Consider the following 328-nt stretch of genomic DNA (forward strand, 5'->3'; position numbering starts at 1 on the left):
GCACCGCCAGCAGCGAATGGCCGCCGAGCTCGAAGAAGTGGTCGTGGCGGCCAACCCGCTCGAGCCCCAGAAGCTCGGCCCAGATCGCGGCCAGCGCCGTCTCGACCTCGCCCTGCGGCGCTGCATAGGCGTTGCGCGCATAGGCATCGTCCTGCGGCGCAGGCAGCGCCTTGCGGTCCAGCTTGCCGTTCGGCGTCAGCGGCAGCCCGTCCAGGCGCACGAAGGCCGACGGCACCATGTAGTCGGGCAGCCGCGCGCCAAGATGCCCGCGCAACGCAGAGGCAAGCGCGCCCGCCTCTTCGACCTCGGCGCCGGCCTTCTCCGGCGC

The 328-nt window shown here is 72.9% G+C and carries 1 protein-coding gene; it reads right to left on the minus strand.

Annotated features, from left to right (window positions below):
• On the minus strand, positions 1-328 hold a 328-nt coding region (locus AC0L28_RS34810; RefSeq protein WP_473483027.1), incomplete at both ends, for a phosphopantetheine-binding protein.

The sequence above is a fragment of the Mesorhizobium sp. WSM4847 genome, from assembly GCF_055811335.1.